The following is a 26123-nucleotide window of genomic DNA, read 5'->3' as shown; positions in this document are numbered from 1 at the left end:
ATCACTTCGTTAATTGATGCCTAAATGCATAAATAACCGCCTGAGTACGGTCACTTACATTCAATTTATTTAATATATTACTCACATGTGTCTTTACCGTTTTCAGTGCAATAAATAACTCGTCCGCAATCTCTTGATTACTTTTTCCCTCTGCGATTAATAACAAAATCTCAAACTCTCTTTCCGTTAAATCATCATGCAAAGGTTGCTCTTTCTTTTGACGCATACGGGACATCATTTTCCCGGTAACTTTCGGCTCTAATACTGTTTCTCCATCATAAGTAGCTCGTACAGCATCAGCAATATCACTTGCTCTTGATGTTTTTAATAAGTAACTGGTCGCCCCAGCCTCAATAACAGGATACAATTTTTCGTCATCTAAAAAGCTTGTTACAACTACAATTTTTGCTTCTGGCCATTCTTGAATAATAGCACGTGTTGCTTCGACACCATCCATCTCATCCATAACAAGGTCCATTAAAATAATATCCGGCCTTAATTGCAATGCTAATTCTGATCCTTTTCTTCCATTCTCAGCTTCCCCTACTACTTCAATATCTGGCTGTGTCGATAAATATGCCGATACACCCATACGAACCATTTCATGATCATCGACAAGCAATACTTTTATCATACTTCTCCCCCTCTCTCAATCATAATCGGTACTTTTACTTCTATTTGTGTACCTTTGGCCGGGAAACTAAGTACCTTAAGTGTCCCACCAATTTCATGAACACGCTCTTGCATCGATCTTAGGCCATATGAACCAGCCTTATTAACCCCTACTTCAAACCCAACGCCGTCATCAATGATTTTTAAAATCGCATATTGATCAATTTTTCGAAGGCGCACTTCTGTTTTCTTTGCCTTCGCGTGTCGCAACGTGTTTGATAGCGCTTCTTGCACAATACGGAATAAATGATCTTCTACACCTTTTTTTAATTCTATTGGCTCAATAAGCCATTCAATTTTCATATGTTGTTTTCGTGATAATTCCGTTAATAATTCCTCTATACCTTCTGTCAGTTTCTTACCTTCCAATTGTACAGGACGTAAATGAAGGAGCAATGCTCTCATTTCTGATTGAGCATTTACAACCATATTTTCAACAAGTTGCAATTGTTTTTTTGTCACATCTGGAAATTCAGTTATTTGTTCATTAATCGCTGACATCATCATCGACATTGCGAAAAGCTGCTGACTTACTGAATCATGCAACTCCCTTGCTAAACGATGCCTTTCTTGAGAAATCGCTTCTTGTCTCATCTCTTCATTCCAATGAGCTCGTTCATTCGTTACTTTTTGAAAGAGTCCAGCTTGCTCCTCTAATCGACGAGCCAGAACGATTACTTTTCGTTCCACTTCATGAAATTCATCATCTGCAGTAAACGAAACATCGCTCGGAAAATTCCCTCGCTCTACTTCAAATAGAAAAGTATTTAATCCTTGTATACGCTGCTCTATATAATAACCGATTGCATATCCTACAATTCCCCCGATAAGTAAACTTGTAGTCATAATAAACAAGCCAATTGGAACAGAAGCGATGGATTCCTTCCATAATAAATCATACACTTGTTGCTCGCTTTTCCATACATATACAATTGTACAAATGAGTGCGATACTAACAGAGGACAACATAGAATAACGAATATACATCCACGAAATATTTTTTTGTTTCTTCATTATACTTTCCTCACTTCCGTGTCGCCTACGACAAGCGAAGAAATAATTTTAATACGTCGAGGAGCCTCTTTATACTGCTCTGTTCTAAATGTAACATTGCGGTTAAACCCTGTCTCTTCATGACCTGGCAAGAGCACACGTCCGACAATAACAGAATGATTTAAAGAAAGTTCAATATCATACGGCACATATAAACGAATATTACCAACGACACCCCGAATAACAATTACCGTTTCCCCTTCTGGAATCATAGCAGTTGTTAAATCTATTTCCACATCACAAGCACCATATTGAACATTAATATCCTCAAGTTCATAAATATGATCCATCATTCGCACATTGCCTACAAACATATTTTTCAAATATGTTTCTGTACGATATATTTGCTTCTCTTCGTCTATAATCCCTTTTTCTTTAATTTCAACCTTCATTGCTTTTTGCTGATGCCCTTGTTGAATCAATTGATAACCAATTAAAGCTAAACAAGCAAATACGACAAGAACAAATGCTGCTGATGAAAATAAGAAAAATAAAAATACGATACCACCAACAAATAAAAATACATTTCCCCGTACATAACGATTCTTTTTACGATAATGCCTTCCAAACATAAGCATAATAAATGCAAAAATGAGACCACCTGGTTCAAAATGTCCAAGTATCATATCAAGAAAAAGACCGAATCCAAATATGATGAGGAGCATCCCCATTAATTGTGTCTTTGAAAAATGTTTCTTCATTTCAGCTCCCCCCTTCTTGTCACATATACATAGAAGAAAAGGCATTGCTTTCCAACACCTTTTCTCCTATCACTATATCATAAGCCTGTTTTATAATATACTACTATTATTTTGTTAACTCTTTCGTTAACGATACATCATTCTTTTCTTTCATTTCACGCTCAAGTTTTGCAATTTTCATATCAAATGTATCACGCTCATGCTCTTCATTCATACGAGTTTCTAAGTCACGAATGTGATCTTCAATTTCTTCAAATCGTAAGAACGGATTATTTTCATCCATTTTATGCATCGCAGTATTCATACGACGATTTGCATGTGCCATATTTTCACGTGCCATTAGTTCCATACGCTTTGCGTGCATTTCTTTTAATTTATTTTTCATTTCAGAAAGACGACGCTCTAACTCATCAATTTGCTCTACAACACCTGCATACATTTCTTCTAATCGAGTTACTTGACCTTCATAATAAGCTACCTCTTCTAACGCACGTTCGTGCAATTGCAATTCGCCTGCTTCTTGAGCAATGATAGCTTGCTTTGATCTTTTATTAACGAAATAACGTGCTTGCTCAAGCTCACGAGCAAAGTTAGATTTTAATGTTTTATGACGCTCAATTAACTTCTCAATTTTTGTTATTTCACGCTCACTATCACGTAAATATTGGTTTAACATCGCAATTGGATTTTTTCTTTCCTTCTCATCTAACACGTTATGAAAATCAGCTAAAATTGCATCGCGTACACGTCCGAATAAAGATTGTTTCATTATAAATCTTCCTCTCTTCTACTTTTTTTATAATTTGATTTATTGTTTTAGTTTTTCATTAATTTGTTCCACTCATCTTCAAAGTTGCTATATGGTTTAGAACTTTCTGGAGCAGATTCAACAACTACATCTTTTTCTTTTTTCCACTCACGGTATCCGTAGTATAAAACCACTAAAGCAGCGATACCGATTAATGCTGGCGAATGAGAAAGTGCAATGGATAAACCGATTAAACCAACAATCCCCCAAGCTAACTTTCCAAAAAATGATTTAGCTCGCACAAATGATTTATAGCTCCAATATACAACTCCTGCTCCGATTGCAAATCCTACAATACCAGCAAGACTACCAAGAGCAATTAAAGCCAAAATACCGGCTGCGATAAACGCTAGAAATTGTTTCATCTTGTGCTTGCCTCCCTTCGATTTGATACTCTTATCTTAACTATTTTTTCATCTTTCCATAACGAGCTTAAGAACCGTTTTTAACTCAGACTTAAGACCGAGTCATATTCAGCCCTTTACGCAAAAAAACGTGCAGAGTCTATCCTCTGCACGTTTTTTAATTACTAACATTCATATTAAATTAAGCTGTTTTATGATACTCTTTTTTCTCAGCTACTTTCGAAAACCTTGGAAACCCAATTAAAATAGAAGCAATCCCACATACTCCAACTAAGATTGGATAAAATGCATATGGCAACAATTCAACCGGAGATAACGCTGCAAATCCTGCTGCCGTTAACATTTGGGCACCGTACGGAATTAATCCTTGCACACAACATGAGAAAAGATCTAATACACTCGCTGATTTACGAGGGTCTATTTCATATTGATCTGCAATATTTTTTGCAAGCGGGCCTGTAAAGATAATTGAAATCGTATTATTCGCTGTACACATATTCGTCATACTCACTAAACCAGCAATACCAAATTCCGCTCCTTTTTTCGAACGAATATTACGTGTTAATATATTCATTAAATATTGAATACCACCATTATATTGGATTAATTCAACCATACCGCCAATTAATATAGCAAGTAATACTAACTCCATCATACCGCCCATTCCAGTCGTTACACTTTTAAAGAAACTTTCTAACGTGTAACTTCCATCTATAAGACCGATAACACCAGATAGTACAGTTCCACCAGTTAATACAATAAGTACATTCCAGCCAAGTAGCGCTGTAATCAGTACTCCTGCGTACGGTAAAATCTTTATCCAATCAAAGCTATGTGCTTTAATCTGCGTGTCACTCCCTGAAGTAACTATTACTAATAGTACAATTGTAATAATAGCTGCTGGTAACACAATTAAAAAGTTCGTTTTAAACTTATCTTTCATTTCTGTTCCTTGTGAACGAACAGCTGCGATTGTTGTATCTGAAATAAATGATAAATTATCACCAAACATCGCTCCGCCAACAACAGTAGCCATTGCAAGCGCAATTGAGATATCAGTTTGACCACTAATACCTACAGCAATCGGCGCTAATGCTGCAATTGTTCCCATTGAAGTTCCCATCGCTAATGAAATAAATGCACCAATAACAAAGATTCCAACTACGATAAATCCTGGCGGTAAAATAGTTAACGCTAAATTAACAGTTGAGTCTACTCCACCCATTCCTTTAGCAGTTTCAGAAAATGCACCTGCAAGCACAAAAATTAATACCATAATCATAATATCCGGATTTCCTGCACCTTTAGCGAACCGCTCTACTTTCACATTAAAACTTTCTTTACGATTCATCACTAAAGCGACTCCTACAGCAATTGAAATCGCTACAAGTATCGGCAATTTATAGAAATCACCTGTAATAATCCCAGAACCAATAAATAGCGCCAAAAATATCCCAAGTGGTAATAAAGCTAAACCATTTCCTCTCGTTTCTTTCAAAGTACCATCTCTCCCTAGTTTCAACCTTTTTCTAATGAATAACAAAAGACCTCTTCCGATGAGAAGAGGTCTTATACATCTATAAGAAACGCTCTTCTCATCTTTCAAGCACACGCTTGCTGGATTTGGCACAGCACTCTGAAATCGAGTCCGCTGCCGAGGCATCGTAGGGCCAGTCCCTCCGCCTCTCTTTATAAGAAGGTTTCATATTTATTTTTTAATAATAATTTCTTCCCTAACTTTACTCGCTTACAAAACAAAAGTCAATTATTTTTTGTATAGATTTTTTTGGTAATTATACAAAAATTTGAATACAACAATCATTTTAACTTTTCTATTTCTTCTTTTAATATTGAAATCCAATAAAATTCACTATTTTTTATTGTTGCTAATATCCATTTCGTAGTGTACCAAGCTAACTCATACTCTTCCTTCGTGACATCGCCACTTTTATAAGCATCCTCTAGCTCCTCTTCATCTAATACATACACCTTACCGCTAGGTAATAATACTACATCTAAATATAAATCATCAAAATAAGGTAAACCACGATCGTCTATTTTATATTCTTTCGCCACATCGATATAATATTGCACTAATTTTTTCTGATCATCTAACATAGCGGTAATCGCAAAGTTTTTCCCGTCTATGAAATATTGAATCCACGTATACTGATCCGCTGCAATACAAAGTTCTTCACCATCATATTCTTTACAACTAGGCTCTCTCACCTTTTTTATATCCAGTATTCCGAGCATTCCCTCTTCCACTTGCTTAACCGTATAACTCTTTTCTATTAGTCTCTTCCACGAAGAACCGTCACCATATTTACGTTTCATTATGTCTGCTCCTCTTCTATATACAGAAAAGCTCCCACATATTATGTGAGAGCTTTTTCATATTATAATTAAGCCGCTTGACCCTTTTCAGAAATCTCTTTTAAATAAGCTTGTCCTTTTTCAGCGTCATATTGACCTTCCCACTTAGACATAACTACAGCTGCTAAAGAGTTTCCTACAACGTTAACTGCTGTACGAGCCATATCTAAAATACGGTCAATACCAGCAATGAACGCTAAGCCTTCAGGTGGAATACCTACTGTACCAAGTGTCGCTAATAATACAACGAATGATACGCCCGGTACACCTGCGATACCTTTTGATGTAACCATTAATACAAGCAATAATGTAATTTGTTGTGTAATAGATAAATCAATACCGTACATTTGCGCTAAGAAAATAGCCGCAATTGCTTGATATAAAGTTGATCCATCTAAGTTAAATGAATAACCTGTCGGAATAACGAAAGATGTAATTGCTTTCGGACAACCGAATTTCTCCATTTTCTCCATGATTTTTGGTAAAACTGTTTCTGAGCTTGCTGTAGAATACGCTAAGATCAGCTCGTCTTTTAAAATCTTAAAGAATTGGAAAATGTTAATTCCAAATATTTTCGCTGTAAGGCCTAAGACAACTACGACGAAGAAAATCATTGCCCCATATACGACAATTAGTAATTTCCCTAATGGAATTAATGAAGCAAGACCAAATGTAGAAACTGTAACACCAATTAGTGCAAACACACCAAATGGTGCAAATTTCATAACTTGGTTTGTTACGTAAAACATTGCGTCAGCTACACCTTGGAAAAATTGAAGAACTGGTCTTCCTCTTTCACCAATTGCTGCTACACCTAAACCAAATAGTACAGAGAAGAAGATAATAGCAAGCATATCTCCGTCAGCTAACGACTTCATAATGTTCGTTGGAACAATATTTACAAATGTATCTGCAAATGAATGACTTTGTACTTGCTCTGTCGTATGTGTATATTTCGAAATATCTGTCTTTGTTAACTGCTCCATATTTACGCCTTTTCCTGGTTGGAAAATATTCGCTATTAATAGACCAACAATAATTGCAATTGTTGTAATAATTTCAAAGTAAAGAATTGTTTTTCCGCCTAGTCGACCTAGTTTTTTAACATCGCCAACACCAGCAACCCCAACAACAATACTTGCTACAACAATCGGTACAACGATCATTTTAATTAATCGGATGAAAATATCACCAATTGGTTGTAAGTACTTCACAACAGCTGGATTATCAAAGAAAATCGCCCCAACCGCAATACCAAGCGCAAGTCCTATTAATATTTGCCATGCAAGTCCTATTCTTTTCATATTTGTTGTAACCCCCTCTTCGATGTGTCACTCTATCTCTCATTCTATCTCTATAAAACTAAGAAATTAAGAGTATTACATATTATTCGACAATTCACTACATTTTGTCCCTGTTAAAAATCATAAATCAAAAATTTAAATCTGACAACAAAATAACTTTGCCTGAACACAAATAATTTTCTTGACAAAAAGCAGACACATGTCAGAAAACCTCACATGAGAACGATTCCTCACTAGTGTTTTATTAGCTTTCCAAGTAATATTTCACCTCATAAAAACGATTACTTTCCTTCTTTATTTTACAGAAAAATCCCAAAATATACCTTTGTTACACATATGAATAAAATGTAAGCACTATGACAATTACAGTTGAAAAATGATAAATTCCGACAAAACTTAGCAATTTTATAAAATTTTCTTTACATTATGATTACAACGATAGACACCCCTCTTCTTATGATATATAACATTCATAGGGAAAGGAGTCAGACAACAATGAAAAAGAAATTTGCAGCGTTTAGTGTTTTAGCAGCAGGAACGATTTTTGCTTCCCCGTTACTTTCACCTGCATACGCTGAAACGAATCAAGATAAATTATCTAACATTCAATCTGAATTAGAAGGCAAACAAAGTGACTTACAAAATAAATCAGTCGAGAAAGAACAAATAGAAAAAGAAATTCAAGAATTACAGAAGAAAATCGATGAATTAACTACTTCTATTAATAAAAACGAGACTGAATTAAATGATACAAAAAAAGAAATTAGCAAAACACAACAAGTAATTACTGACAAAAAGAAACATATAGAACAATTACAAACAAACATAGATACACGTCAGGAAGTTATTAAACAACGGTTACAATCTATGCAAGAAAAACCGCGTACCAATATCATTACAGAAGTATTAACAAACTCTACAAACATTGCTGATCTTGTTGATAATATGTACTCCGTAAGTTTAATATTAAACAACGATACAGATATTGTAAAAAAACAAACATCTGATCAAAATGCTGTAACGTCAGAAAAAGAGGCTGTTGAGAAAAAAGAACAACAACTGAAAGAATCTGAGCAAAAACTAGAACAAAAACAGCAAGAATTACAAAATAACCAACAACAGCAACAAACTCTTATTAACGATCTACATACGAAAGTAGCAAAAGTAGATTCAGAGATTGAAGGATTAGAAGAATCCAAAGGCATTTTAGAAAATCAACGTCAAGCTGTTCAAAAAGCAATTGAAGAAGAAAAACGTGCCGAAGAAGCTCGTAAAGCGGAAGAAGCTCGCCAGGCAGAAGAGGCTCGCAAACAACAAGCTACTAAATCTGCTCAAGCAACTCAAGCGGCCCCAACACCACATGATACAAATATCGGTGGCTTTATCAAACCAGCAGCTGGATCAAAAACTTCCGGATTTGGTGTACGTTCTTTAGATAATCATAAAGGAATTGACATCGCTGCTTCGGGAACGGTTCCAATTATCGCCGCTGCAGATGGCGTTGTTATTCGTTCAGAATTATCATCTAGTTACGGAAACGTAGTGTATTTATCTCACCGTATAAACGGAAAAACATATACGACAGTATATGCTCATATGAATAGCCGTTCTGTATCGAATGGACAAACTGTAAAACAAGGCGATCAGCTTGGATTTATGGGGAACACGGGCCAATCATACGGACAACATTTACACTTCGAACTTCATCTTGGAGAATGGAATGTCGGCAAGACAAACGCAGTTGACCCATCTCCTTATATCGGATTATAAAAAACCTCGGTGCCTACCGAGGTTTTTTATTTACACTTCACACAATATAGGCATTCTACATAGACTATAACTAAATGCCTATAGTTTACGGGGTGATCAATATGAATACGCAATTACAACAAAAAATAGAAGAAGCTAGAGAGACGTATATTGGCCGGATATTTACATTTGGCGGCTCAGTATTATTTTTAATCGGTTCATTCCTTGCAGTCACTACAGCCTATAAAGCATATAATCGTTTATTACACTCATCAACATCCACATAAAAAAAGACGGGAGATCCCCGCCTTTTTTTATGCAAACATTTTAAATACACCTATCGCATTTAAAAATACAATTATTACAGTTACCGGAATAACATAACGAAGTAAGAAGAACCAAATGTTAAATAACGTTTTCCCCTTCGTTTCCGTCACTTCTAATTCTTTCATCAATAACTCTTTACTCATTTTATTTGGTACAAATAATGAAATAGCTAGTACTCCTAACGGCAGCAATACGTTACTTACCGAAAAGTCAACTAAATCAAAGAATGTTTTCCCGAATATTTTCACGTCACTCATAATCCCAAATGATAAAGCTGATGGAATACCGACTGCAAAAATAAGAATACCGATTAATAATGATGCTGACGGACGCTTCTTCTCATTACCTTTCGCAACAGATGCTACTACAATTTCAAGCATTGAAATTGCTGATGTTAAAGTCGCAAAGAAGAATAAAATTAAAAACATAATAAAGAAAAATTGACCAAATGGTATTTTTGCAAATACTGCTGGAAGGACGATAAACAGTAATCCTGGTCCTTCAGTTGGTTTAACTCCTAATGCGAAAATCGCTGGGAAAATTGCTAATCCTGCAAGTACTGTAACAAAAACAGTTAAACTTACAATAGATGTTGCTGATTTCGCTAAATGTTCCTCTTTCTTTAAATACGAACTATACGTGACCATTACTGAGGCACCTACTGTTAGTGAGAAGAAAGATTGTCCCATCGCGTATAAAATCGTATCTGCTGTAAGCTTTGAAAAATCTGGCTTTAAGAAGAACTCTACTCCAGCAAAAGCACCATCGAGTGTTAACGCACGAACAATAATCGCAATAAATAAAATAAATAATAGCGGCATCATGTACTTACTTGCCTTTTCTATACCTTTCTCTACACCTTTACTTACGACAAAAATTGTACAAAGCATAAAGATAAATTGTGCTCCAATCGCACTTAACGGATTTGAAATCGTTTCACCGAACAATTGTCCATAATCAGCTGCTCTATTCCAGAAACTTCCTGTCACACTATAATATAAATAAAGTAAAATCCATCCACCTACAACACTATAAAAAGATAGTACACTAAAACAAGTAACAACTCCCATACGACCAATCCAAGGATATACTTTGCTATTTGGCACTAGTACTTTATAAGCTGTAACGGCCTCTTTTTGCGTGCTACGTCCAATAACAAACTCCGCTATTAAAAGAGGCATACCTATAAATAAAGTTAATAGTAAAAATACAAGGAAGAATGCGCCTCCCCCGCCATTACCTGCAACATATGGAAATTTCCATATCGCACCAAGACCTACTGCGGCTCCGGCTGCTGCGAGTACAAAGCCTATTTTCGACGTCCATTGCTGTGTTTCTTTCATCATAAATTCTCCTTTTCTGAATATTTAAACTTTTGTTAATTATACACTTTCATTTCATACTCGCACACCTCCTTTAGAAAATAAAAAAGTCCCCTACACGCAAATATGCATGTAGAGGACGATATATGTAATATAAATACCGTGGTACCACCTCAATTGGATTGATAAATCCCACTTGTTCAAGTACAGGAATAATTCCGATACTCTATCCTTTTAACGGCGGAACCCGGGTTGCCTACTACAATGTTCAACATACCTCTCGCAAGCCCATTCTGTATATTTTATCGTACCGGGCTCCCACCTAACCCCAGCTCTCTGAACGCATCAAATATACGTACTCTTCTTGCTCATCGATTTTATCTATTGAAGTTACTTGTGATTATAAATTATATTTTTATATTTGTAAAGCTCACTTTATCTTTTATTATTTTAAAACCTTTTCCTCTAATTCTCGTAAAAAACTTTCTCTTTTCCCCTCGTTTTGCACATATACTGATTTCAACACTTCTTGGAGCAATATATTTCGCTCTCTCTTTTCTAACTGTAAATCTTTTAACTTCACCCTTACTTCATATAAAAAATCTAAATACGATTCATATGTCTCATCATATTTATTTGCAATCTCATCTCGAATTTTTTTTGCGAGCTTAGGGCTCGCTCCCCCAGTAGAAACTGCTATATTAAGTAAACCACGATGAATCGCTGCCGGAAAATGAACATTACCACTTTCCGGATTTGTAATAACATTTACTAATTGATTCTCGGCGGCATCTTCAGCAACTTGTTCATTTAATATTGAATCACTACTCGCTGCAACAACTAAAAAAGCACTTTTAATATCACTTTTCTCATATTCTCTTTGATACCAACGAATTTTCTTTTCTTCCACAAGTTTTACTAAATTCGCATCTAATTCTGGACTTATCACAACTATATCCGCACCCTGTTTGAGTAAAGGAATAATTTTAAATCCTGCAACTTTTCCCCCACCAATAACAACAACGCGTTTCTCATTAACTCGCACTGTAAGTGGATACATACTGATCTCCTTTCAATAACTCCGTCGTTTTCTGAATTAACATATCTTGAAACGCTTCATTCTTCCCTAAATATGGACTGATTTTTATCTCTCCCAATTCATATTGGCGCACTTCTTTCTCAATATGTTTCATAAGTAAACCTGTAAATAACAAGTAAGGCAGTACAACGATGTTCTTTTCTTTTTGTTCTACAACTTCCTTTAATTTCTCCTCAAATTTTGGCTCTGCAGCCGCTAAATAACAAACTTCTACTTTTTTAACCTTCTCTTTTGTTTGAAATAAAGAAGCAATCCAGTTTATATCTCTTAATACTTCAGGATCACTGCTCCCTCTTGCAACAAGAAGTAACGTCACTTCATTTTTATCTTCCTGTTCGATGCCACTTCCGCTATACACCGATTTAACAAGTGTTTCTGATACACCAAACGGATTACCATAGGTGACTTTAACATCCGAAAATTGATTGGTTAATTTTTCTAATTCAAAAGGGATATCTTTTTTTACATGCCCTGCCGCTAATAAAAAAACAGGGATAGCAATAATCTCAGTGGCCCCACGCTTCACACATGTACGAAAACCATCTTCAATAGAAGGATTCGCTAACTCTAAAAAACAAACTTCTTGAATAGTCGCTTCTATACGGCTCATACACGATGTAATAAATTGAATCGCCTCTTCTTTCGCTGTCTTCAAACGACTTCCATGACATATATATAAGACGGCTTTCATTTTACAACACTCCACTTACTTGATAAGCATTTTCTGTCTGCTTCTCAAACCAATGAATTTTTTCTCTAAAACGGACAACCTCTCCAATTACAATCATACTCGGATTTTGAATTTGCTCTTTTTTCGCAACATCTACAATTGTCCCTAACGTTCCAACAACTGTGCGTTGCATAGACGTCGTCCCCTGCTCAATAATAGCAGCTGGCGTACTTTTATCTTTTCCATGCTTCATAAGTTGCTCACATATGTAGGGCAAATTACTAACCCCCATATATACCGCTAAAGTCTCTACACCTTTCGCTAAACTCTCCCATTTCACTTCTTCTTCAGCACCTTCTTTCCTATGCCCAGTCACAATAGCAAAACTTGCACTTGCATCACGGTGCGTCACTGGAATGCCCGCATAAGCAGGAGCAGCTATTCCAGCTGAAATACCAGGAATGATTTCAAATGGTACACCTTGCTTTGCTAATGCTTCAGCTTCTTCTCCCCCTCTACCAAACACAAATGGATCGCCGCCCTTAAGCCTCGTTACAACTTTTCCTTTTTTCGCATACTTAATAAGAAACGTGTTAATTGTCTCTTGCTTCATCGTGTGATAATTCGGGAGTTTTCCGCAATAAATTAAATCCGCGTCAGGCTTTGCGTGTGAAAGCAGCTCTTTATTCACAAGTCGGTCGTATAAAATAACATCTGCCTTCTCAATACATTTCAACCCTTTAACAGTAATTAAATCTGGATCGCCAGGACCCGCTCCAACAATATAAACCTTTCCCATCATCTCTCCTCATTTCTTCTATTAAAATGAAACTTCCATTCGTATATAAGAATGGAAGTTTTTATTTTTTCGTATTACTGATCTCTACTCATGGATAACAAATGCCGCACCTTTTCGAATCTTCTTTTTTTCAAACAAAGAAATCTCTTTTACCTCTGGCAACGGTAAAAAATGCTTTTCAAGCTCAATCTCCGCAAGCTTAAATGCCTGTTCTTCACTTTGAGCAACAACAACAATCGGAACAATACTATTTACTAACACAGCTTCAAATCGATATAAATCCATATCGTCCCTCCTAAGACGCTATGACTTCTTCTAACACGTTATTTAACGCTATTTGTAATGTATCTACACCAACACGACCTACAAAATCATAAAATGTCTCGGCTGGTAATTTATTCTCTTTGAAATAACTTATAAATGATGCAAGTACATCAGGTAGATCCTCGCCATCTATTTTTCCTTTTAACTTTTGATTGTAGGCACCGCCATCTAATAATGTTCCACCTACGTATATTTCAAACGCTTCAACAATGCCTTTTTCCTTCGTTTTCATTTTCACACCTTGTAACCCAATGTCAGCAATTTGACGTTGACCACATGAATTCGGGCAGCCTACCATATGAATTCGAACTGGAACATCGAGTGCAATTTGTGTATCTAAGTATTCTGCAATTTTCCGTAATCTTTCTTTCGTTTCTACTAGTGCAAGATTACAATATTCAATACCGGTACATGAAACCGCATGACCAATAAATGATTTCGGGCTAGCAGATATCGCTTCAAACAGCGGTTCACTAAGTAATCCTTTTACATTTTCCGGAGGAACGTTCGGAATAATGAAGTTTTGCGAGTTACATGTACGAATTTGTCCATTTCCATATTGCTTTGCGATTCTTGCAATCTCAAACATTTCTTCTGCATGTAAACGACCTACCGGTACATTAAAACCTACATATTTTAATCCCTCTTGTTTTTGGTCTTGAACACCATAAAAATAGCCTGCATTCCATCCTTTGAGTGCACTTTCCCCTTTACTTTGTAAAGGCCCTGTATACTCTATTAGTTTATCTTTAAATTTCTCTGCTCCCCAGTCCGCAACAAGAAATTTCAACCGAGCTAAATGACGTTTTTCACGATATCCAAAATCACGGAATATAGTAGCAATCGCAATCGCCACCGCCTTCACTTCTTCTGGTAAAACGAATACATCTAATTCATCAGCTAAATACGGACGGGCTGATAATCCTCCACCTACTTTTATATGAAAACCAACTTTTTTCTCACCATCTATTTCTTTCGTAGCAGGTGTAAATGCAACACAGTTAATCTCTGCGTTTGCTGAGTTATAAATATTAGAACTAATAGACATTTTAAATTTACGTGGTAAATTAGAAAACTCTTCATTATGCTGGAAGTAATCGTATACTTCTTTTACAATATGCGTTGTATCAAATAATTCATTTGCATCAATGCCAGCAAGCGGATTACCTGTAATATTCCGCGTTATATCACCACACGCTCCAGCTGAAGACAATCCAACTCTTGCTAATCTTTTAAAAATATCTGGAATTTGCTGAATTTCTAACCAGTGAAACTGAATCGCCTGTCTCGTCGTAATATCTATTACATCACGTCCATAATCTTCAGCGATAGAAGCAAGTACTTCTGCCTGTGCATTTGTAATAATCCCTGACGGAATATTTACCCGCATCATAAAATAACCAGCTTCTTTTGGACGTTGTAAATACAATCCTGCCCATTTAAAGGCATCCCACTCTTCTTTCGGAATAGATTCGAAACCATTTTCCGCATAGTAAGGAATATCATTAAAAATTTCTAAGCCATCTTTTTCTAATTTATTTTTCTCGGTCTGATTTAATTTTTCATTGTTAGCCCATACTTTTTCATAACTCATTGTTTATCCCCCTATATAAAACTACGCTCTTGTAAGTACTTCACGATTTGTTCTGCACATTCTTCAATAGAATATTTGTGCGTTTCTACAATTAATTCCGCTTGCTCTGGCTCTTCATAAGGCGAATCAATACCTGTGAAATCCTTAATGTCACCTTTCCTTGCCTTTTTATAAAGTCCTTTCGGATCACGTTTCTCACACTCTTCAATCGGACACTTCACAAAAATTTCAATAAATTCATCTGCCGCTAATAAATCTCGTACTTGTTTGCGGTCTACTCGAAATGGTGAAATAAATGCTGTAAGGACAACTGCTCCTTGATCTACAAATAACTTTGCCACTTCGCCAATACGTCTTATATTTTCCATGCGATCACTTTCAGAAAATCCTAAGTCTTTATTTAAACCGTGGCGAATGTTATCCCCATCCAGCACATAATTTCCAATATTCTTTTCAAACAGTTTACGAGCGATCGCATTCGCTACTGTAGATTTACCCGAAGCTGATAAACCAGTAAACCAAATTACAAAACTATGATGTCCATTCTTCACTCTTCTCTCATCTTTTGAAACCGAAGCTGTATGCCAAGTAATATTCGTATCCATCTCGTTCTCTCCCTATTCTGTTACTACTTCTTTTTTCAAGCCTTTAATTAGCACTTCCACTACTTCTTTACGACTAAATGTACTTGGCGGAATCTCACCGTTTCTTAATAATTCTCTTACTTTCGTACCCGATAAAATAACATGATCTTCTTTTCCGTGCGGACATGTTTTCGTTGAAGCCATCGCTTCACATTTCGTGCAGTAAAAACTATGTTCAAAGAATAGTGGTGTAATTCCTAACTCTTCCACTGTAAAGTTCGTAAAAATTTCTTGCGCTTCGTATGTTCCGTAATAATCTCCTACTCCAGCATGATCACGCCCTACTATAAAGTGGGTACATCCAAAATTCTTTCTTACTAACGCATGAAATATCGCTTCCCTTGGTCCTGCGTAACGCATGGCAGCAGGAAATACACTTAAAAAGACACGATTTTTCGGATAATAGTTTTGAAGGAGTACTTCATAGCTTTCCATTCTTACATCAGCAGGAATATCATCCGATTTCGTTTCTCCAACGAGCGGATTTAAAAAGAGACCATCTACAATTTCAAGAGCAGACTTTTGGATATACTCATGGGCACGATGTACCGGGTTTCTCGTTTGAAACCCGACCACTGTTTTCCACCCACGTTTTTTAAATTCTTCCCTCGTTTCAATTGGGTCTAAATGATAAGAAGGAAATTGATTATTTTCAAAGCGTTTTGTTAGAATAATAGTTCCTCCAACGTAAACGTTTGGTCGTTCATATAATTTTTCCACTCCTGGGTGAGCCTCATCCGTTGTTTTATATACAAGTAACGCTTCTTTTTCTTTATCTGGTACAAAAATATCTTCTATTTGAATGACACCGTATATATTTCCATTGTTGACAAGCTTTACTTCCTCTCCAGCTTTCAGGCTTTCTGCGACTTTTTCTGTTACAGGTAATGTAATTGGTATACTCCACACACTACCATTTGCTAAACGAAGCGTTTCTACGACTGAATCATAATCTTCCTTCCCTAAAAAACCAGTAAGGGGGCTATATCCACCTGTCGCCAATAGTTCTAAATCACTTAACGCAATATTGTCTAACTTAATTTCTTTTTCAATTTGTGATACGTCATATGCCTCATCTATACGGTTTACTAATTCGTTTACTATGCTCATTTTTCTATATCCTCTCTTAGCTTTATTTCAAGATTCATCTTATTGGTAATGAAGACCACATTCAGTTTTCACTTTTCCAGCCCATCTACCATCTCTTGAATCGCCACCATCCCCAACAGGTAACGTACATTTCTCACACCCAATACTTGGATAACCAATATCATGCAACGGGTTATACGGCAAGCTATGTTTGTATACATATCGCCAAACTTCTTTCCACGTCCAATGAATGAGTGGACAAACTTTAATAGATTGAAAACGATGATCTTGATTTATAAACTTTGTATGCTTACGTGTTTCTGATTGTTCCCTTCTTAAGCCTGATATCCATGCTTTTTCCACTACTAATGATTTTTCTAAAGGTAAAATTTTTCTAATCTTACAACAAAGATTCGGATTGCTCTCCCACAGTTTTTCACCATGCAACTTCGCCTGTTCATCAAGTGTAAGTTCTGGCTGTTTTTCTATAATATTCAATGAAGGAAATCTTTCCCGCACTTTCCGAATTAATTCATACGTTTCTTGAAAATGAACATTTGTATCCAAAAATACGACTTTAGCATATGGATTTACTTGGTTTATAAGGTGCAGCAATACCATACCTTCCACCCCAAAGCTACATGCGTAGACAATTTCATCTTTATACTCTCCATAAGCCCACTTTAATACTGATAGCGCGCCTTTTGTTTCGTCTTCTTCCGAGAATGAAACAACATTTTCTTCCCACGTTTCATACGTCAACATGTTTTTTCCCCCTGTAAAAGCAAAAAGACGGTTTTAACCTAATGAAAATAGGTTAAAACCGCCTCTAGTTTTTCTAGTCAGCGCTTTTCACTTTAAACGTACTTTTTCACTTTTCTCTAACTGAATTACTTTTCCATCTTGCACAACAATTGTAATTGAACCATATTTCATATCAGCAAGCATCGCTTCAATCTTCTCGGATACTTCATCAAAATGTTCCCGTACACTCACGCGAACAGCCCCCCCTTTTTATTCATAAAAAAAATCTTTCCCATTTCGAAAAGACTGTTCGGTAATATATTTTACCTTATCTTTCAAAATGGATCCCATTTTGCTGGATTTAGCACCTTGCTTTCTATAAGCAGGTTGCCGAGCTTCTTCGGGCCAGTTCCCTCCGCTTCTCTTGATAAGCTTTGTATTTGTATTTTATCACAATTCTGATTTTTTTCAATCCTAGTTTTCCGATATATTTTAATTATTTTATTTTATAAAAAAGGAATTGCCCATACGAACAACTCCTTTTCCTATTTAGACAAGTTCTTTAATACGTATGCGATCGTTCCCAATAATATTTTCATATGTTTCGCGTTCCACAACTACTTGCGATGTTCCGCCTTTTGCAAAGACAACGGCTGGTCTTCGAATCCGATTGTAATTATTCGCCATCGAGTACCCGTATGCTCCTGTACAGGAAACTGCTAGTAAATCAGAAGCAACGACTTTCGGTAAATGAATATCCCAAATCAACATGTCTCCACTCTCACAGCATTTCCCGGCAATCGAAACGAGTTCCTCATTCTCATCATTCCCTCGATTCGCTAACATCGCTTCATAACGCGCGCTATATAAAGCTGGTCTTAAATTATCTGTCATTCCACCATCGACTGATACATATTTCCGAATACCAGGAATATCTTTCACAGATCCAACTGTATAAAGTGTTGTCCCAGCATCACCTACAATGCTACGGCCTGGTTCAACCCATATTTCTGGCAATGGATATTCACATACAGTAAATTGTTCTCTCACTGCACTTGTTACAGCTCGCACATATGTCTCAAGAGTTAATGGTGTATCTGACTCTGTGTAACGTATTCCAAATCCTCCGCCTACATTTAACACTTTTACTACATAGTTTGTTTGCTCTCTCACTTCTACTAAAAATTGGCGAAGAACTTCAATCGCTCGAACAAAACCAGCTGTTTCAAATATTTGCGATCCAATATGTGAATGGATCCCTAGCACATTATAATTTGATTTTTGTAAAGCAAATCCAATTGCCTGCATTGCTTGACCGTTTGAAACGCCAAATCCAAATTTCGAATCATCTTGACCTGTCGTAATATATTCATGTGTGTGCGCCTCTACTCCAGGCGTTACACGAATTAATATGTTCACAAATTTCCCATGTTGCATCGCTAAATCGTGTAAAACTTCTAATTCAAAGAAGTTATCTACGACAAAACAACCGATATTCGCCTGAAAAGCCATCACTATTTCTTCTTCTGTTTTATTATTTCCATGAAAATGAATACGTGATGCCGGAAATCCTGCTTGGAGCGCAGTATATAATTCTCCCCCAGAGACAACGTCTAATGACATATTCTCTTCACGAGCTACTCGGCACATCTCCATGCACAAGAACGCCTTGCTTGCATATGCTACTTGATAAGAGAAACCACTTTCTTTAAAAGCACGATGAAATGCTCGGCATTTTCCTCGGATAGACTCTTCATCGTATACATAAAGTGGTGTTCCGTATTGCTTTGCTAGCTGCGTCGTATCGCACCCTCCAATTTCTAAGTGTCCTTGCCCATTAATTCGGCTTGTGCCGTGTAAATACATTTAAATTCCTCCCTTATTTCCTCTAAAACTCATAACCCCAATCTTCTATTCATTGCAGCACGCTTTTAGATAGACAAAAAACGCGCGGAACAATGTTCACACGCGTTTCTTATTAGGAAAAATATATATTGAAAAAATAAACGAGTTGTTATCTCCTCAAAATAAGAAACCGCATCAACATCTCCAAATAGCTCTCCATAAAATAAATCTTATGACAGTACTACATTTATTCAATGCAGTCCCAATATATGAATAAGATGGTTATTCTTATATTTCGGCAATAGTCCCTTTCAACCTATGATCACAGATTCCATTAAATCTCCCATAGCTTACTCTTTCCTATCGCGGCCTCTACCTTTGAGAGTAGATGAGGTAAGTCTATTTAATTTTCAAACATCTAATTGTTGCTATTAACAATACCAAAGGACCATTTTATTTGTCAAACAATTTTTTATATTGTTTTTTTACAGTTTAGTTTTGTATCGTTTGGTAAGCGCTTTACTGAAATCTTTGTCACTTCCCATTCGCCTTCTTCGTTATTAAATGTAATCGTTACCTTCTCAAATGGTGGAGCAATTTTCCCAGCAACACGTTCATACTTTGTCACTTCAATACTTGCTTGAAATAAATATGTACCGCTATACACTTTTTTTAAACTAATAATTTTAGGACATTGATAAGGTTTCAAACTTCCATATTGTTTTTCAATTGCTTTATTTATTTTTGGAAATAAAACAGAATAAAGTGCATCTTCCATAAGAGGTGCATCATATTGGGCTACTGACACACTCGGTGAAGTAAAAAGTATAACACTACTGCATGCTATAAAATATAATAATTTTCGCATTATAACCTCCGTATTATCACGCGATTCTTTCTGCGTACGATAATTATCATACATAGAAATTCTGTTTTATTGTCTCCCATCACTCTTTTTCTACTCGATTATTATAAAAAAGCCCACAACCTTCTTTTATTTTCGTATAATGATACTCATAGTATAATAATCATAATAACAAAGGACTGTTCGTATATATAAAATGAGTCGTTAAGCAAACTGACTCTCAAGAACTGTCATGCTTTTTAGGAGAGGAGTATATTATGCTACAACATCTGTTTCCAAAACTGCGATTTGCACTCGTTGCAGTCGTTTTACTATGGATTAAAACATATATTGTGTACAAGCTAGCATTTGATATTAAAATTGATAATTTCTTTGAAGAATTCATGCTTTTTATCAATCCACTAGCTGCGTTACTTTTATTTTTCGGCTTAGCTTTACTTGCATCTAAGCACCGAAACCGAATTATAATTGGAATCAGTTTTATACTGTCATTTATTTTATTTGGAAACGCAATGTTTTATGGGTTCTATAACGATTTCGTTACTTTCCCGGTTTTATTCCAAACAAACAATATGGCTGATTTAGGGACAAGTATAAAAGAACTCTTTACGTACAAAACATTACTTTTATTTGCAGATGCAATTATTTTAATGTTTATTTCGCGTAAATTCCCATCATTTGGCGATAAAACACCACTTTCCCGCTCAGAGAAGCGAACTTTCTTTAGCGGTGTAACAGCTTTATTAGCACTACAAATTGTTGTATCAGTTATTTATAAACCACAAATGTTCTCACGCTCATTTGACCGTCAAACTGTCGTGAAGAATTTAGGTTTATACACATATCATCTATTTGATATTACGCTTCAATCCAAGTCTTCAGCTGAGCGTGTATTTGCAAGTGGGGATGGGTTTTCTGAAATTAAAAACTATACAGACTCAAAAGACAAACAAGTTGATAAAAACTTATTTGGAGCTGCAAAAGGTAAAAATGTAATTTTAATTTCAATGGAATCTACACAAAGCTTTGTTATTAATAAAAAAATAAATGGAAAAGAAATTACACCATTTTTAAATGAATTTATTAAGGATAGTTTCTATTTCGATAACTTCTATCATCAAACTGGACAAGGTAAAACTTCTGATGCTGAATTTATCGTTGAAAACTCACTTTATCCGCTAGATCGTGGTTCTGTATTCTTTACTCATGCGACAAATGAATACACAGCGACACCAGAACAATTAAAGAAATACGGATATTCTTCTGCCGTCTTCCATTCAAATGATAAAACGTTTTGGAATCGGGATGTAATGTATCCTGCGCTTGGATATGATCGTTACTTTAATTTAAATGATTACGCAGGAACGGAGCAAATGTCTGTCGGTTGGGGATTAAAAGATAAAGAGTTCTTTGAACAATCTATTCCAAAGTTAAAATCTTTACCGCAACCGTTCTATACAAAATTTATTACATTAACAAATCATTTTCCATTTCTTCTAAATCCGGAAGATCAATATGTTGATGAATTCAACTCGGAAAGTGGTGTTGTAAACCGCTACTTCCCAACTGTTCGTTACACAGATGAAGCTCTTAAATTATTTATTAAACAATTAAAAGAAGAAGGATTGTATGATAATTCCGTTATTGTCATCTATGGTGATCATTACGGTATTTCCGAAAACCATAACGCAGCTATGGCACAGTTCCTAGGAAAAGATACTATTACACCATTCGATTCTATGCAATTACAACGAGTCCCTCTTATTATTCATGTGCCTGGCCAAGAAGGAAAAGTTGTTTCTAAAGTATCCGGTCAAATTGATATTAAGCCAACGCTCCTTCATTTACTTGGTATTAAAACAAATAAATCCGTTGAATTTGGAACTGACTTATTTATTAAAGAGAAAGACCCGCTTATGGTAATGCGTGATGGTAGCTTTGTTTCTGAAGAGTATGTTTATACAAAAAATATGTGCTACAAAAGAAGTACGGGTGAAGAAGCTGACATGACGCTATGTCAGCCGTATATTGAAAAAGCAAAAACAGAATTAAAACTCTCCGATAAATTAATTTATGGAGATTTATTACGCTTCGATCCTAATAATCGATATAAAACTGGAACGATGACAACGAAATTTGAATAGTAAAGGAAGCAACTTTATACAAGTTGCTTCCTCTTTTTATTTTCACTTAATTTTCAAACCATCCTTCTATGAAATCTTTCACAAATTGGTAATTTCTTTCGTATGAGGAATAAATTTATGGTATGATAAAATAAGTAAACTTTCATACACTAATTAAGAATTTATTACAGAAAGCAAGGGATCAGATTTTGTATAGAGCAGCTATTCCAAACTTATTTACGCTCGGAAATTTATATAGCGGATTTTTATCAATCGGCTATGCATCTTTAGGATATTATAAATCAGCTGCTATTTTAGTACTTATCGGGATGATGTTAGATAGTCTTGATGGTCGTGTTGCTCGTTTATTACGTGTTGATTCACAAATGGGAAAAGAGCTCGACTCGCTTGCAGATGTCGTAACATTTGGTGCAGCACCAGCTGTTTTAATGTATTACACATCTTTCTCAAACTACGGAATCATCGGATTATACATAGCGGGATTATTCCCTCTTTTCGGAGCATATCGTTTAGCACGATTTAATGTAACACCATCTTCTACTTCAATGAAATATTTCACTGGAGTACCGATTACAGCAGCGGGAGGGCTTGTTGCTTTCTTAACATTATTTTCACATACCATTCCAAAAATCGTTCTTATTACCGTATTTGTAACGTTCGCATTTTTAATGGTGAGCCGCATTCGTATCCCAAGTTTAAAAGATGTACCAATTCCACGATATAGCATCATTATTACACTATTTTTAGTTGGAATCATTATTACAATGTATCAAACAGGATTTGGAAATTTTTCTGTTTTCTTATTTATTGCCATTCCACTATATATTTTGTACATGTTATCTCAATTCATTAGACAAAGACCGTCTAAAAAAGCGAATAAAGAAAAATAAGAAAACCTTCCGAGTCCGGAAGGTTTCTTTTTATTTTGTAACTAATACCTTTTGATTTACAGGTGTTACTGGCTCTTCGCCGTTTAATACAGCTAAAATATTTCTGACAGCCATTTCAGCCATCGCATCACGAGTTTCAAATGTTGCATTCCCTACGTGTGGAGCAAGTACTACATTCTTTAATTCTTTTAACTCTTCTGTAATTTTCGGTTCAAATTCAAACACGTCAAGAGCTGCTCCTTCAATTTCATTCGTTTTTAATGCATGAGCAAGTGCTGCTTCATTCATAATTGGTCCACGTGAAGCATTTACAATATACGCTGTTTTCTTCATCATTTTAAACTGCTCTTCATCAATCATATGATGTAAATTTGGATTATAAGCACAGTTAATTGTAATAAAGTCTGCTGTTTGTAATAATTCTTCCAACATCACATACGTTGCCCCCAGCTCACTTTCAGCTTCAAGCTTACGATTTGGCCCTGTATATAAAACATCCATTCCAAATGCTTTCGCACGTTTTGCAACAGCCTTCCCGATTTCTCCAAGACCTATAATTCCGATTGTCTTACCATGAACTTCTCGTCCTAAGAAAAATAACGGTGCCCATCCGTTAAATCCAGTCGTACGACATAACGTATCCCCTTCAGGAATTCTACGCGCCGCTGCTAAAAGAAGTGCAAATGTTAATTCTGCAGTCGCTTCCGTTGATACTTTCGGTGTATTCGTAACTGCAATTCCTTTTTCGCCCGCATACTTGTAATCAATATTGTCGTAACCAGCACCATAGTTTGCAACAATCTTTAAATGAGACGCTGCATCAATAACTTCTTTTGGCACCTTTGTCGAAAGTAAACTTAACAATGCATCTTTATCTTTTACACGCTCTGTTAATTCATCTATAGAAATTAACTCCTCTTTATCGTACATTTCTACATCATGATCTTTTAATAGTTCTAATCCAATTTCCGGAATTTTTCCCGCTACTAATATTTTTGCCACTACTAACACCTCTTCTATAGAAAATAAGATATCTCTTATATTTCATTGTAAGAAATCCACATATAAAAACCAAGGAATTTGATTATAGTTTTAAAAATCGACACTTTTCCATGAAAAAAGAGGAGATGCAACTCTCCCCTTTTCTTACGCTTTTTCCTGCGATTCTTTTCCAAGCTTCACATCAATCGTTCCTTCTGCAACCGTATCGCTAATTTGCTCCTCAATAACCGATTGAGATTCAGCATTCGTTTCAGAAGTATAAGCTTGTTGCTGTGCACCTTGTACATTTTGTTTATTTTGTTGTTTCGCCATTTCTTACCCTCCTTTTCATTCTTTCTTATTTTGAACAAAAAGGACGGTTTTCATCAAAAAATTGCGTTTCATTTTGAATTTGTTACTTCTTCTTCAAGCGACCTCATTACTCTTGCTCGCTTCGTAAATGTTGCAACCTGAGTAACACCGTGAGCTAGTAATGTTTGTACATTTTCTTGTACATAATTCCCTAAATCATTTGGATAATGGGCATCCGAAGAAATCGTAATTGGAACACCATACTTAGCTAATACTTGTAAATATAGTGGACTTGGGCACATTTCACGAACAGGATAACGATAGTATAATCCTGCATTTATTTCTGTTGCCGTATTCGTTTCTACTAACGCACAGGCAATTTCCTCATAATAAGAAAGCTGTTCATTCTCATCCAATCGATAATTAAATACCTTTATATTATCAAGATGAGCGATAATATCAAATAACTCGGTACGAATCGCACTCTCAACTGTTTTAAAAAACATATCATATAATGCGCGTAGGTCATGCTTCTCAAAATATTCTTTCGTATCTGGATTATCAAATCCCCAGCCATTTAGAAAATGAACGGAACCAATTATATAATCAAAGTCTCCTAGCGCTAATAATTCTTTTAACTCTCCTTCACAACCAATAAAATAATCCGCTTCAATTCCAAGTTTAAGTGTGACACCTCTTTTACTCCATCGTTCTTTCGCCTCTTCAATGACCTTTGTAAAATCATACAGTGAAACTACCCTTACTTGATCTAACCATTCCCTCTGTATACGACCGAGCTTAGAATCACTAATATCTACATATTTTTCATAATATCCTTTCGCTTCATGAAAACGATATAAATGATCAACAATCCCAACTTCTGTTATACCTTTTCGCACAGCTTCTTCTAAATAGAGGTCCATCCATTCTGTTGTAAATGGCCCTTCCTTCACACGCTTTTGCAAACGCTCTTGTGTTTTCATAAGCCAATCAATAGAATGCCTTTCTTGAAGCGGTTCATAACGTTCCAGCGCTTCATTTATTTTAGCAAGCCATCCTATTGAATACGGTCCTTCTTCTAAGTGAAGATGATAATCTACTTTCATATACATTCCCCCTTATAATGTATCTATTTCCCTTCTATCCCCAACTCTCGAAAGCTTTCCATTTCGTTCTTTCACCTCCCGCATGACATCTTCCAATGTAATATTTTTTTCAGCTAATAAAACGAAACAGTGATAAAATACATCAACCATTTCTTTCACTACTTCTTCTTTATCATTATTTTTACATGCGATAATTACTTCAGCACACTCTTCACCAATTTTCTTTAAAATTTTATCTTCTCCTTTTGAAAATAAATAATTTGTATACGATTCAGGAAGTGGGCTTTCCTTTCGTTCTTCAATTGTTTTATACAGCAACTTAAAGGCATTTTCCATATGT

28 protein-coding genes, 3 riboswitches and 1 other annotated feature are annotated in these 26123 nt (G+C 35.8%); of the genes, 4 read left to right on the top strand and 24 right to left on the bottom strand.

Annotation, left to right across the window (positions count from 1 at the left end; translation table 11 throughout):
* Position 1: 1 nt before the first annotated feature.
* The 8 genes from GBN78_RS10695 to gltP form a co-directional block, all read right to left on the bottom strand.
* Positions 2 to 634: a response regulator gene (locus tag GBN78_RS10695; protein WP_000598707.1), complete on the bottom strand. Its 633-nt coding sequence runs from the start codon at positions 632 to 634 to the stop codon at positions 2 to 4.
* Positions 631 to 1686 carry a sensor histidine kinase gene (locus GBN78_RS10690; protein ID WP_000744326.1) on the bottom strand — a complete coding sequence of 352 codons (1056 nt, stop codon included), beginning with the start codon at positions 1684 to 1686 and terminating at the stop codon, positions 631 to 633. The genes GBN78_RS10695 and GBN78_RS10690 overlap by 4 nt, the downstream gene beginning before the upstream one ends.
* Complete coding sequence (gene liaF / locus GBN78_RS10685; protein WP_000716095.1) at positions 1686 to 2426, bottom strand: cell wall-active antibiotics response protein LiaF; 741 nt, start codon at positions 2424 to 2426, stop codon at positions 1686 to 1688. The genes GBN78_RS10690 and liaF overlap by 1 nt, the downstream gene beginning before the upstream one ends.
* A gap of 106 nt (positions 2427 to 2532) precedes the next feature.
* Positions 2533 to 3195 (bottom strand): PspA/IM30 family protein, encoded by a 663-nt coding sequence (locus tag GBN78_RS10680; RefSeq protein ID WP_000814127.1) that lies wholly within the window; start codon positions 3193 to 3195, stop codon positions 2533 to 2535.
* Positions 3196 to 3242: 47 nt separating this feature from the next.
* The gene (locus GBN78_RS10675; RefSeq protein WP_000808640.1) at positions 3243 to 3599 is read right to left on the bottom strand and encodes a lmo0954 family membrane protein; all 357 of its coding nucleotides are present in this window, start codon (positions 3597 to 3599) and stop codon (positions 3243 to 3245) included.
* A gap of 181 nt (positions 3600 to 3780) precedes the next feature.
* Entirely contained in the window at positions 3781 to 5097 is a 1317-nt protein-coding gene (locus tag GBN78_RS10670; protein WP_098299617.1) for a Na+/H+ antiporter NhaC family protein, read from the bottom strand.
* Between the two features lie 94 nt (positions 5098 to 5191).
* A riboswitch (SAM riboswitch) is annotated at positions 5192 to 5297 on the bottom strand.
* 120 nt (positions 5298 to 5417) lie between these two features.
* Positions 5418 to 5936 (bottom strand): ribonuclease FAU-1 family protein, encoded by a 519-nt coding sequence (locus tag GBN78_RS10665; RefSeq protein WP_000824662.1) that lies wholly within the window; start codon positions 5934 to 5936, stop codon positions 5418 to 5420.
* Between the two features lie 68 nt (positions 5937 to 6004).
* Positions 6005 to 7279, bottom strand: coding sequence for a glutamate/aspartate:proton symporter GltP (gene gltP / locus GBN78_RS10660; RefSeq protein ID WP_000821130.1), 1275 nt, complete (start codon positions 7277 to 7279; stop codon positions 6005 to 6007).
* A gap of 495 nt (positions 7280 to 7774) precedes the next feature.
* Here gltP and GBN78_RS10655 point away from each other — a divergent pair, with 495 nt between their 5' ends.
* Entirely contained in the window at positions 7775 to 9049 is a 1275-nt protein-coding gene (locus tag GBN78_RS10655; protein WP_000726071.1) for a murein hydrolase activator EnvC family protein, read from the top strand.
* A gap of 101 nt (positions 9050 to 9150) precedes the next feature.
* Entirely contained in the window at positions 9151 to 9315 is a 165-nt protein-coding gene (locus tag GBN78_RS30155; protein WP_001096002.1) for a hypothetical protein, read from the top strand.
* A 27-nt stretch (positions 9316 to 9342) separates the two neighbouring features.
* Here the strand turns inward: GBN78_RS30155 and GBN78_RS10650 are convergent, their stop codons facing one another.
* From GBN78_RS10650 to GBN78_RS10595, 12 genes are all read right to left on the bottom strand, one after another.
* The gene (locus tag GBN78_RS10650; protein WP_000665441.1) at positions 9343 to 10698 is read right to left on the bottom strand and encodes a sodium-dependent transporter; all 1356 of its coding nucleotides are present in this window, start codon (positions 10696 to 10698) and stop codon (positions 9343 to 9345) included.
* Between the two features lie 111 nt (positions 10699 to 10809).
* Positions 10810 to 11058 (bottom strand) — a binding site (T-box leader).
* A 64-nt stretch (positions 11059 to 11122) separates the two neighbouring features.
* Positions 11123 to 11737 (bottom strand): NAD(P)-binding protein, encoded by a 615-nt coding sequence (locus tag GBN78_RS10645; protein WP_000283363.1) that lies wholly within the window; start codon positions 11735 to 11737, stop codon positions 11123 to 11125.
* Positions 11712 to 12467 carry a sirohydrochlorin chelatase gene (locus GBN78_RS10640; protein WP_000648885.1) on the bottom strand — a complete coding sequence of 252 codons (756 nt, stop codon included), beginning with the start codon at positions 12465 to 12467 and terminating at the stop codon, positions 11712 to 11714. Before GBN78_RS10640 ends, GBN78_RS10645 begins: the two co-directional genes overlap by 26 nt.
* A gap of 1 nt (position 12468) precedes the next feature.
* Entirely contained in the window at positions 12469 to 13245 is a 777-nt protein-coding gene (gene cobA, locus GBN78_RS10635; RefSeq protein WP_000521255.1) for a uroporphyrinogen-III C-methyltransferase, read from the bottom strand.
* Between the two features lie 84 nt (positions 13246 to 13329).
* Positions 13330 to 13530 carry a DUF3906 family protein gene (locus GBN78_RS10630; protein ID WP_000366913.1) on the bottom strand — a complete coding sequence of 67 codons (201 nt, stop codon included), beginning with the start codon at positions 13528 to 13530 and terminating at the stop codon, positions 13330 to 13332.
* Positions 13531 to 13540: 10 nt separating this feature from the next.
* Complete coding sequence (locus tag GBN78_RS10625) at positions 13541 to 15163, bottom strand: nitrite/sulfite reductase (protein WP_098299616.1); 1623 nt, start codon at positions 15161 to 15163, stop codon at positions 13541 to 13543.
* Positions 15164 to 15174: 11 nt separating this feature from the next.
* Entirely contained in the window at positions 15175 to 15768 is a 594-nt protein-coding gene (gene cysC, locus GBN78_RS10620; RefSeq protein WP_152127345.1) for an adenylyl-sulfate kinase, read from the bottom strand.
* Between the two features lie 12 nt (positions 15769 to 15780).
* Positions 15781 to 16917 (bottom strand): sulfate adenylyltransferase, encoded by a 1137-nt coding sequence (gene sat, locus GBN78_RS10615; RefSeq protein ID WP_065845467.1) that lies wholly within the window; start codon positions 16915 to 16917, stop codon positions 15781 to 15783.
* Positions 16918 to 16956: 39 nt separating this feature from the next.
* Positions 16957 to 17661 (bottom strand): phosphoadenylyl-sulfate reductase, encoded by a 705-nt coding sequence (locus GBN78_RS10610; protein WP_000959010.1) that lies wholly within the window; start codon positions 17659 to 17661, stop codon positions 16957 to 16959.
* 87 nt (positions 17662 to 17748) lie between these two features.
* A complete protein-coding gene (locus GBN78_RS10605; RefSeq protein ID WP_000116158.1) occupies positions 17749 to 17892 on the bottom strand; it encodes a YezD family protein in 144 nt (47 codons plus the stop codon).
* A gap of 73 nt (positions 17893 to 17965) precedes the next feature.
* Positions 17966 to 18074: riboswitch (SAM riboswitch) on the bottom strand.
* 115 nt (positions 18075 to 18189) lie between these two features.
* Complete coding sequence (gene lysA / locus GBN78_RS10600; RefSeq protein WP_097918714.1) at positions 18190 to 19506, bottom strand: diaminopimelate decarboxylase; 1317 nt, start codon at positions 19504 to 19506, stop codon at positions 18190 to 18192.
* A 180-nt stretch (positions 19507 to 19686) separates the two neighbouring features.
* A riboswitch (Lysine riboswitch) is annotated at positions 19687 to 19868 on the bottom strand.
* Positions 19869 to 19957: 89 nt separating this feature from the next.
* Complete coding sequence (locus GBN78_RS10595; RefSeq protein WP_001228823.1) at positions 19958 to 20353, bottom strand: DUF3888 domain-containing protein; 396 nt, start codon at positions 20351 to 20353, stop codon at positions 19958 to 19960.
* Between the two features lie 254 nt (positions 20354 to 20607).
* Between GBN78_RS10595 and GBN78_RS10590 the strand changes: the two genes are divergently transcribed.
* Together GBN78_RS10590 and pssA are read left to right on the top strand one after the other, a co-directional pair.
* Complete coding sequence (locus GBN78_RS10590) at positions 20608 to 22494, top strand: LTA synthase family protein (protein ID WP_000939082.1); 1887 nt, start codon at positions 20608 to 20610, stop codon at positions 22492 to 22494.
* A gap of 188 nt (positions 22495 to 22682) precedes the next feature.
* Positions 22683 to 23384 (top strand): CDP-diacylglycerol--serine O-phosphatidyltransferase, encoded by a 702-nt coding sequence (gene pssA, locus GBN78_RS10585; RefSeq protein WP_000285417.1) that lies wholly within the window; start codon positions 22683 to 22685, stop codon positions 23382 to 23384.
* A 30-nt stretch (positions 23385 to 23414) separates the two neighbouring features.
* Here pssA and GBN78_RS10580 read toward each other — a convergent pair whose 3' ends face one another.
* The 4 genes from GBN78_RS10580 to hisE form a co-directional block, all read right to left on the bottom strand.
* Positions 23415 to 24386: an NAD(P)-dependent oxidoreductase gene (locus GBN78_RS10580; RefSeq protein WP_152127343.1), complete on the bottom strand. Its 972-nt coding sequence runs from the start codon at positions 24384 to 24386 to the stop codon at positions 23415 to 23417.
* A gap of 144 nt (positions 24387 to 24530) precedes the next feature.
* Positions 24531 to 24698 carry a YozQ family protein gene (locus tag GBN78_RS10575; RefSeq protein ID WP_001118880.1) on the bottom strand — a complete coding sequence of 56 codons (168 nt, stop codon included), beginning with the start codon at positions 24696 to 24698 and terminating at the stop codon, positions 24531 to 24533.
* A gap of 68 nt (positions 24699 to 24766) precedes the next feature.
* Entirely contained in the window at positions 24767 to 25783 is a 1017-nt protein-coding gene (locus GBN78_RS10570; RefSeq protein WP_152127341.1) for a histidinol phosphate phosphatase domain-containing protein, read from the bottom strand.
* A 12-nt stretch (positions 25784 to 25795) separates the two neighbouring features.
* Entirely contained in the window at positions 25796 to 26119 is a 324-nt protein-coding gene (hisE, locus tag GBN78_RS10565) for a phosphoribosyl-ATP diphosphatase (RefSeq protein WP_000426357.1), read from the bottom strand.
* Positions 26120 to 26123: the final 4 nt, after the last annotated feature.

It is taken from the genome of Bacillus sp. B2-WWTP-C-10-Post-4, from assembly GCF_009183805.1.
Classification (GTDB): Bacteria; Bacillota; Bacilli; order Bacillales; family Bacillaceae_G; genus Bacillus_A; species Bacillus_A cereus.
The sequence above is the reverse complement of the archived record's forward strand: the minus strand, read 5'-3'. Positions and strand labels throughout refer to the sequence as shown.